This window comes from Streptomyces sp. A1136 (genome assembly GCF_004795055.1).
Lineage (GTDB): Bacteria > Actinomycetota > Actinomycetes > Streptomycetales > Streptomycetaceae > Streptomyces.
This window is the reverse complement of the sequence record NZ_SSBJ01000086.1, coordinates 1-4313: the sequence shown is the minus strand read 5'-3', so window position 1 is coordinate 4313 and position 4313 is coordinate 1. Positions and strand designations below refer to the sequence as shown.

At 75.4% G+C, this 4313-nt stretch carries 3 protein-coding genes; 2 read left to right on the top strand and 1 reads right to left on the bottom strand.

Features of this window, described 5'->3' with window-relative positions; all coding sequences use genetic code 11:
* Nucleotides 1-914: 914 nt before the first annotated feature.
* On the top strand, nt 915-1619 hold the full coding sequence (locus E6R62_RS37205; RefSeq protein ID WP_136217874.1) for a hypothetical protein: 705 nt from the start codon (nt 915-917) through the stop codon (nt 1617-1619).
* A gap of 122 nt (nt 1620-1741) precedes the next feature.
* A complete protein-coding gene (locus E6R62_RS37200; RefSeq protein ID WP_136217873.1) occupies nt 1742-2854 on the top strand; it encodes a saccharopine dehydrogenase in 1113 nt (370 codons plus the stop codon).
* A gap of 76 nt (nt 2855-2930) precedes the next feature.
* Here E6R62_RS37200 and E6R62_RS37195 read toward each other — a convergent pair whose 3' ends face one another.
* Nucleotides 2931-4121 (bottom strand): GDSL-type esterase/lipase family protein, encoded by a 1191-nt coding sequence (locus E6R62_RS37195; protein WP_240802128.1) that lies wholly within the window; start codon nt 4119-4121, stop codon nt 2931-2933.
* Between the last annotated feature and the right edge of the window lie 192 nt (nt 4122-4313).

The window sequence follows — 4313 nt, the reverse complement described above, 5'->3', positions numbered from 1 at the left end:
GCCGCGCGCGTGCGCGTGTGGGCGTCGTCAGGCGGGGCGGCCCGCCGGTGCGGGATGCTCCGGGGGGATCGGGTCCGCCCGGATGTCCGGCGTGACCGTACGGGTCCGCCGGCCCCGCTCGTCCGGCACCCGGGCCTCCGACTTGCGTACGCGCAGCGCGCCACCGCCGAGTCCGTGATCCGCATCGCCGGCAGCCGCCGGGACAGGTCCGAGGCATCCCGGGTGCGTTGGAGCTCGCGGCGGGGCGCGCGCACCGGTACGCGCCGCTCCACGCGCCCCGGCGGCTGACGGCGAAGCCCCCGAGCTTCCTCGCGGGCGGCGCGGGCCGGGCCACCCTGGTCGACGCCGAACGGTCCCTGCGGCTCCCCTCGCCCGCCGAACGGGTGTTGTGGGAGCGGCTCTCCGCCTTCACCGGCCCCTTCGAGCGGCCGCAGTCCGGGAGGTGTGCGGTTTCGGGAGCACAGCCCGGGCACCGCCGCGCGGGCGCCGGCCCGCCTGGCCCCCGCCCTGCTGGTCGACGGCGAACACCCGGGCCGGTACCGGCTCCCGCCGGCGGTGCGCGTGTACGCCGCCCGGCGCCTGGCGCACAACCCCGGGGGGCGGCGGGCACACCACCGCGCTGCGCCACCACGCGCGCTCGCGTGGGCTCGCCGCGCGGGCGGCCGGGCTGTGGCGCCGCGGTGCGCAGACGGCGGCGCGCGAGCCGGCTCTGCGCGAGCTTCCGGAGCTGCGGGTCGCGATGAACCCGCTGTCCGCGGCCGGTCCGGGCGCCGGGCTGGAGATCGCCGTCGACCTGTGGTTCCTGTGGTCCGCCTGCGGCCTGGTGGAGGAGGGCCGGCGCCGCGCTGGAACGGGCCCTGGCCCTGCACCCGGCGCCCCGGCCGGCCCGGGCGCTGTGGCCGGCGGCCTGGCTGGTGGCCGGCTTCGGGGAGGCGGACGCCGGTGACCCGCTGCTCGTGGAGGCCTGGAGCGCCGCCGTGCAGGAGGGCGAGGACGCGTGCCTCGCCTACCTCGCCCATACGCGCGGCACGGTGGCACTGTGGCAGGAGCGGTACGAGGACGCCGCCGCCGAGTACCGCGACGCGCTGGGACTGCTGCCCCCGGACCCGGGCTTCGGGCCGGGTCGGGGAGCGCTCCGCGCCGCCCGGGCGCCGGCCCGCGCACACGGCCGCGGTCGACGCAGCAGGCACGGCGGATGCGACAGGCGCCCCGGACGCGCCGCCGGAGGAAGCGGAGGAAGCGGAGGGCCCGTCCGGCGCGGACGCCGACCCGTGGGCCCGTTCCCGGGAGTGGTACGCCCGGGCCGTCGCCGAGGTCGGCGCGGGCCGCGCGGTGCGGGCCCGTACCGAGGTACCGCGCGCCTTGGGGACCGGCTCGCCCCGGACGACCGGTTGGGCCGGTCCCTCTCGGCCGAGTTGCCGGCGGCACTGGAGGCCGACGGGGGCCACGACGAACGGCCCGCGCTCCTGCTGGGCGCGGTGAGCCGTGGCCGCCCCGCGGTCGCCCGCGAACCGGGCGCCCCGCGGACCCTGCGCGAGCGGATGACCCCGCGGGCGCTGCGCGCCGCGTACGCGCAGGGCGCACGGACCGGGCTGCGTGCGCTGCTGCCCGAACCGTGAGCCCCGGTTCGCGCGGTCGTACTCCTTGCCGAACGCGAGCGGCGAACTGATCCTGAGGCCCGGTCACATGGTGCACGCGGACGTCCCGAGGGGCGTCCTGGAGCAGACAGGTGGTACCGCCGATGCCAGAGTCACCGCAGTTGTGGATGCGCACCGAGACACGGCCCACCGAACGCCGAGCCCCCCTCACCCCGCACGACGCGGATCAGCTCGTGCGGCGGGGCGTACGGATCACCGTGGAGGAGTCCGCCCACCGGGTCTTCCCGCTCGCCGACTACGCGGACGCCGGCTGCGGGACCGCGCCCGCCGGGGCCTGGGCCACCGACGCGCCCGGCTCCGCGTTCGTCCTCGGCCTGAAGGAACTCCCGCCCGAACCGGAGCGTTTACGGCACAGGCACGTGTACTTCGGGCACGCCTACAAGGGTCAGGCTGAGGCCCCCGCGCTGCTGCGGCGCTTCGCCGCGGGCGGCGGGACCCTGTTCGATCTGGAGTACCTGGCCGACGAACAGGGACGCAGGCTCGCGGCCTTCGGCTACTGGGCCGGGTACGCGGGCGCGGCCCTGGCCGTCCTGCACGCCCGGGGCCGGCTCGCCGCCCCCCTCGTACCCCTCTCACGCGCGGAACTCGACGCGCGATTACGGGACTCGCGGGCCGTGCCCACTCCGGGAGGGGAGCCGCGGGCCCTGGTCATCGGCGGCCGGGGCCGCAGCGCGCGGGGCGCCTGTGACGCCCTGAGGCTCGCCGGGGTACGGGTGACCCGCTGGGACCGCGGCGACACCGCCCGGTTGGACCGGGCCGCCCTGCTCGGACACGACATCCTGGTCAACGCGGTGCTCACCACCCGCCCCGCACCCCCGTTCCTCACCCCGGCCGACCTCGACCCGGACCGGGAACGGCGGCTGACGGTGATCGCGGACATCACCTGCGACACCGGTTCCCCGTTGCACCGGCTGCCCGTGTACGACCGGCTCACCGACTGGTCGGTCCCGGTCCGCAGGCTGCGCGCGGGCCCGCGCCCGCTGGACGTGATCGCCATCGACAACCTGCCGTCCCTGGTCCCCGAGGAGGCGGCCCGCTCCTTCTCCGCGGACCTGCTGCCCAAACTGTTGGCGCTCGGTACGGGCACCCCGGACCCGGACTGGACGCGCTGTCGGGCGGCCTTCACCCGGGCCCTCGCGGGAGTCGGTCGCTCCGCCGATCGGCCGAGGCGACGGACGGGTACCGTCATGCCCTGACGAGCCGGGCCGGCCCGATGAAGACGCCGTGACGGTCCGCCCCCGGCCGGGGGCGGACCGCCGGTACCGGGGAGCCTCAGGAAGCGGGCGTCAGGTACATGCCGCTCTGGTCGCCGCCGGGGGTGTTCTTGCAGCCCGACGACGCGTTCGCGGGCTGGGCCAGGGCCAGGGCGAGACAGCGCCCGACGGCCAGTTGGCCGAAGTAGTTCGGGTGCATGGACTCCTGGACCAGGCCCTGCGACTCGTTGTTGTCGATCCAGCGCGCCCACTCGCTCGTCCCGGCGGAGGCCGGCGCCGTCGTACTCACCTGCTGGGAGGCCTTCGCGCACACCTCGCGCCCCTGAAGCATGTCCCGCAGGTCGAGGAACTGCACGCCCTTGGCCGCGGCCACCGCCTTGATGCCGTTCGCGATCTGCGGCACGAGCGAGTCCCGCGCCCAGTCCGAGTCCCGGTTCCAGAAGGGGCAGCCGCCGGTGTTGAGCCGGCTCCAATCGCTCTGGGTGTACCGGTTCTCCGCGCCGCGCGGGATGGGCGACGGGTAGGACTGGAGCACGATCCGGTAGGAGGAGTCCGCGTATCCGGCGCCGCGCATCACGGCCCGGATCTCGTCGACCGACTTGCCGACCTTGGTCATGACCCCGCTGATCTTCTGGTCCACGCCCGCCTGTTGGTCGTCGTAGCAGTAGGAGTTCCAGAGGACGAAGTCGTAGGCGCACTCCTTGATGATGTCGGCGAAGCCGAGGTCGTTGCCGCCGATGGACAGGGCGATCACCTTGACGTCGTCGGCCGCGGCCACCGCCGCCAACCGGTCCGCCTGTGGCGCCTCGCCCTTGAGGGACACACCGCCGTTGGAGGCCCGGAACACGTTGTCCGAGACGGCCCCCGAACAGGCCAGGTTCACGGCGACGTCGGCCACCGCGCCCGCGCTCAGCACCTCGGCCGCGTCCGAGCGGTCGCACCCGCCGGCGGTGCTCCCGTATACCTTCGAGGGGTCGTACGTACTGCCGCCGACCCAGGCCCGGTCGGTGCCGGTACGACTGCCGCTGTTGGTCAGGCTGTTGCCCTTCCAGCGGCCGGCCTCGCCGGATATGTAACTGTCGCCCATGGACACGATCGCGGTCGGCCCGTGGCCGGGACTCGCCGCGGCCGGGCCGGCGCCGCCGCCCAACAGCGCCGTGACGGCGAGCGGCAGGACCATCCCGACACCGGCCGTCCGTCGCACACGACGGCGGGTCCGGGCCTTGCTGACGTTGCGGAATCCGATCACTGCGGAACTCCTGCGGTCGGCCACGCGGAGGCCAGGACAACTGGCGTCGCATGGCTGGGAAGTGGGGGTTACCGCCGGCGCCGGTGGCATCGGAAAGGTGACACGCGCCCGGATGTTACCGCTAGGTACAGGCAGATTACGATGACGTAACGACCGACCAATCGGTCGGGAGTCGAGTCCGCCGCGAGTCGG